Source organism: Sulfurihydrogenibium yellowstonense SS-5, from assembly GCF_000173615.1.
GTDB lineage: Bacteria > Aquificota > Aquificia > Aquificales > Hydrogenothermaceae > Sulfurihydrogenibium > Sulfurihydrogenibium yellowstonense.
Genome location: NZ_ABZS01000132.1, coordinates 1 through 4,846 on the forward strand (window position 1 = coordinate 1; position 4,846 = coordinate 4,846).

The 4,846-nt window shown below is 29.4% G+C and carries 6 protein-coding genes; all 6 read left to right on the plus strand.

Going from position 1 to position 4,846, the window contains the following annotated elements; genetic code table 11:
- The coding region (locus tag SULYE_RS05955; protein WP_007547527.1) for a thermonuclease family protein at positions 1–552 on the plus strand (552 nt) is incomplete at its 5' end.
- Positions 545–1,207, plus strand: a complete 663-nt coding sequence (locus tag SULYE_RS05960) for an MjaI family restriction endonuclease (protein ID WP_007547530.1) — start codon at positions 545–547, stop codon at positions 1,205–1,207. The genes SULYE_RS05955 and SULYE_RS05960, both read left to right, overlap by 8 nt.
- Before the next feature lie 3 nt (positions 1,208–1,210).
- The gene (locus SULYE_RS05965; protein WP_007547532.1) at positions 1,211–2,191 is read left to right on the plus strand and encodes an MBL fold metallo-hydrolase; all 981 of its coding nucleotides are present in this window, start codon (positions 1,211–1,213) and stop codon (positions 2,189–2,191) included.
- Entirely contained in the window at positions 2,181–3,158 is a 978-nt protein-coding gene (gene lpxK / locus SULYE_RS05970; protein ID WP_007547533.1) for a tetraacyldisaccharide 4'-kinase, read from the plus strand. Before SULYE_RS05965 ends, lpxK begins: the two co-directional genes overlap by 11 nt.
- Positions 3,136–3,744 (plus strand): segregation/condensation protein A, encoded by a 609-nt coding sequence (locus SULYE_RS05975; RefSeq protein WP_007547535.1) that lies wholly within the window; start codon positions 3,136–3,138, stop codon positions 3,742–3,744. The genes lpxK and SULYE_RS05975 overlap by 23 nt, the downstream gene beginning before the upstream one ends.
- Before the next feature lie 211 nt (positions 3,745–3,955).
- Positions 3,956–4,846, plus strand: an 891-nt coding sequence (corA, locus tag SULYE_RS05980) for a magnesium/cobalt transporter CorA (RefSeq protein ID WP_007547537.1), incomplete at its 3' end; no start/stop codon positions are given.

A 4,846-nucleotide genomic window follows, 5' to 3' on the forward strand; every position in this document is an offset into this window, starting at 1 on the left:
AAGGTAGCCAATCTTCTACAAAGAAACGCAATAGGATATGAAATAAACGAAAAATTTTTAGATATCATAAAACAAAAAATCTCGTTTAAAGATATTCTATTCACAAAAATTGATGTTATAAAACGAGAAACAAAAACAGAAGTTAAACCAATAGATTATACGCCTTCAATCCAAGACGCAAAGCCGGAGATAGACCCGAAAAAACTAAATTTTAAAAAAGATTCTACCTATAAGGTTATTGACATACTTAGTGAAGATACTATAAAGCTTAATACAGGACTTAATGTAAAGCTGTTAGGTGTAAAAATATTAGATAAAGAAAAATCCTTAGAATATCTTAAAAGTCATGTTCTAAAAAAAGAAGTTTTACTAAAATTTGACAAAAACCCTATCTTGAATGAAAATATGGTTTATGCTTACGTGTATTTAAAAAATAAAATATTTATTAATGCTTACATGATTAAATCAGGTATGGCAAAAACAGACACAGAAATAGATTTTAGTTTAAAGGAAAAATTCTTAAAACTTGAAAAGGAACTTATTAATGAGTAAAGAATGGATTTTAAACATAGCGACAAACAGATGGGACTTGAATAAAAAAAATAGTGTAGGACCTGTGGCTGAATGGATAAGAGAATGTTCTCCAAAGAAAATAGAAGAATGGGAAAGTTGCTATAAGGATAAACTAAAAAAATTTTTAGAAAGAAAGAAAATTTATATCAAGCCAGATGAGTATTTAGAAGATTTAGGAAAAAAATTATATACAAAAATATCAGAGGTTTTAAAGAAAGAAATAGAAGAAGTATCTGAGGAAGATTGTATTGTTTATATTAAAAATTTAGTCATTAACAGAACCTTTGAAGGATATCAAACAGAAATTAATACAATTTACAGCATTTTAGAAAAAGAACTTGGAGTAAAGTTAATTCCTGCACCGGATAATTGGGATAGGCTATATAATGTTGATTTTTATATCCAAGTGAAAGATAAGTATATCGGAATTCAGATAAAACCTATATCGTACAATCAAACACCGGAAATTCACAAGTGGAAAGATTGGTTAGAAAAATCACACAAGAAGTTTAAAGAAAAATTCGGTGGAGATGTTTTTATAGTTTTTTCTGTAAAGAACGAAGCAGGCAGAAAAGAAATTTGGAATAAAGAAGTTATTGAAGATATAAAAAAAGAAATAGAAAGATTGAGCTAGACCATGTCCAGTAGAATAAAACATTATCTTATAAATGAAAAATACGAAGACCCAGGAATAGTTATAGAAATTCCTGAATTACAAGACTTTATACTTTTTGACGTTGGAAATATTTATAAGCTTGATAGAGATCTAATCAAAAAGATAAATAAAATCTTTATTACGCATACACATATGGACCATTTTATTGGATTTGATTTTTTACTTCGAAGCAAGCTTGGAAGACCACAAACTATTGAAATGTTTGGAATAGATCCTTTATCTTACAATGTTTTTTGTAAATTACAGGGCTATACTTGGAATCTTGTTGACCTTGAGCCACAGATAATATTCAAAGTTAAATGTTTAAAAGATAACCTTTATCAATATTATGAATTTGACATAAAGAAAAAATTCGCAAACGACTTTATAAAAGAGGAAGAGGCTGATAGTGATATAATCTATGAAAATAGTCATTATAGAGTTAGGTATGCAGTTTTAGACCATAAAATCAAGGTCATGGGATATGCTTTTGAGTATAAAGACAAACTTTTTCTAAAAAAAGAAAAAATCCAAGAATTACCATTAAAAGGAAAAGAGATAGGGCTTTTTAAACAGTGGCTTGAAAATCCAGAAAATCAAGGTAAAACCTTTAAAATCTTAGACAAAGAATATCCTTACGAATATTTAAAAGAAGAGTACAGCTATACTCAAAAAGGCATAAAAATTTCCTACATTACTGATGTAGTTTATAGCCAAGAAAATAAAGAAAAAATAGTAAATCTTGTTAAAGATTCAGATTATTTATACTGTGAATCGGTCTTTTTAGAAAGAGATAAGCAGCAGGCAAGCAAAGTTTATCATTTAACGACAACGCAAACGGCAGAAATCGCAAACCTTGCAAATGTTAAAAACTTAATCGTTTTCCATTTTTCAAGAAGATACGGAAAAAATAAAGATATAGTATTAGAAGAAATCAGAAAATACTTTCCAAATGTTTCGTAATCTACTATATCCATTGTCAGTCATCTATTGGACAATAGCATCATTGAGAAGGTTTTTGTATGAAAAAAGTATAATAAAGAAAAAAAGACTGCCAAAGCCTGTTATATCTGTTGGAAATCTTTCAGTTGGTGGCACAGGAAAGACTCCGATTGCCATAACCATAAGTAAATACTTACAAAATCAAGGCTTTAAAGTTGCAGTTTTATCAAGAGGGTACAAAAGGAAATCAAAAGAAGAAATCATTAAATGTGATAATACTTTAAACGCTGAAACCTGCGGAGATGAGCCGTTTTTAATGGTTAAAAAAGGAATAGATGTTTTCGTAGGAAAAGACAGGTATAAATCAGGAATGTATGCTTTAAAGATTAAAGATTATGATTTTTTTATCCTTGACGATGGATTTCAGCACTTTCAACTTTTTAGAGATTTTAATATACTTGTTGTAGACGCAGGTAAGCCATTTTGGAAGGATAAAATTCTACCGGTTGGAAATCTTAGAGAACCAAAGAGCTTTTACAAGTATGCCGATGTTTTTTTGATTACAAGATATAAAGGACAAGCCGATGTCATTGATAAACTTAAAGAATTTGGAAAGCCGTTTTTTATTACACAAGAAAGATTCGATGGTTTAATAGACTTGGATAATAACAAAATAGATTTTTCGTTCTTGAAAGGAAAAAAAGTGTCTGTTATATCAGGACTTGGAAACAATCTACAGTTTTTCAATTTAGTAAAGTCTTTGTCAAAGCAGTATGATTTTATAGTAGAAGAGTTTATAAACCTTCCAGACCATTTTGACTATAAAAATTTTAAGTTTGACCTAAATAAAACTTATATAACAACCGAAAAAGATTTGGTAAAAATAAACCAAAAAAATGTCTATGCTGTTAGTTATGAAATATTAATATCTGAGGAGTTTTACAAGTTCATGATGGAGAGAATTCATGCAGGAGCAAAATCCGATTGATATAATCTTAAAGCTTGTTTTAAAAGGAGAGATAGACCCTTGGAATATAGATATTACTGTTTTAGCTGAAAAGTATTTAGAAGAAGTTAAAAAAATGTACATTCCGGATTTTCAAACTGTATCAAAAGTCCTAATCGTTGCAGCATTACTTCTGAAGATGAAAGCAGAAAGCTTAAAAATTGAAGATGAAGAAGAGAATGAAGATAAAACATCAAGAAAACGTCTTTTTGGAATAAAAAGATTTTATACAATAGAGGAACTTGCAATGATTTTAAAAGAGTATACACAACCACCTTTAGATTACTCACCACCAAAAAGAAGCCCTTCGCAAAAAAGAGAGAGAAATTCAGCCAAAAAGATAAAAAAATTTGATTATCAACTACACAAAGCTTCACTAGAAGAAGCGATAAAATTCATAGAAGACTATCTTAAAGAAGTCCTACAAGTTATTAAATTTTCAGAATTTAACTTTCCAGATAAAACTCAAGCATTTGTAGCACTGCTATTTTTAAATTACGACAATAAGATAAATCTTTACCAGGAAGAACATTTTGGAGAAATATATATAGAGCCTGTTATGGTATAATACGTCGGGTGAGAAATTCATTAAAAACATGAGATTCTTCGCTACGCTCAGAATGACGAATAAGGTTGCCGTTTTTCTGATGCCTATCATTCAACCTTTGACTGTCATCCCGAGACCGTAAGTCCGAAGGATCTTATTTTTAAATTTTATAAAAATATAATAACTTCTCACCCAAGGTATATATAGAGCCTATTATGGTATAATCTTATTTATGATAAGAGTATTTTACAGAGAAGGCTTAATAATAAAGTCAACACAGCTTAAAGAACTTGAAAAAATAGAGGATAAGTCTAACATCTTATGGGTTGATATTTTCAATCCAACGGAAGAAGAGATAAAATGGTCTGTAGAAACTTTTAATATTGAATTTCCATCGTTTCAAGAAAGAGAAGATATAGAAATAAGCTCAAGATATTGGGAAGAAGAAGACAGTATAACGATCAATACATACTTTTTAATCAGAGAAGAAGAGAATGCATTTAACGATACTGTCTCTTTTATCATAAAAGACAATTACATCATCACTGTAAGATACAGAGAGTTAAAGACATTCAGAGAATTTGTAAGAAGATTACTTACCAACCCAAGCATCTATAAAACAGGATTTCATGTTTTCTCTTCTATTTTAGAGATCAAGATTGCATCAGATTCTGACGTTCTTGAAAATGTATCAAAAGAGATTTCAAAGCTTGGAAAAATCGTATCTTCCGGGAACTTAGACGTTACAGAAACAGTTTTTGAATCTATCTCTTACTACGAAGATTTAAACATGACTATCAGGGAATCCCTTATAGATAAGCAAAGGGTTTTATCTTCATTACTAAAAAGCTATAAAGTTCCTGAAGATGTTAGAGAAGAGTTAAGAATTTTAATCAAGGACGTAAACTCTCTAATTGATTATACAAAGTTTAATTTTGAAAGACTAAGCTATTTACAAAATACATTCTTAGGTTTATTAAACATAGAGCAGAACAAAGTAATCAAAATCTTTACAGTTATAGCTACCATCTTTATCCCACCTACATTGATTGCAAGCATCTATGGTATGAACTTTGAAAATATGCCAGAATTACATTGGCAGTATGGATATTTTTATGCCTTA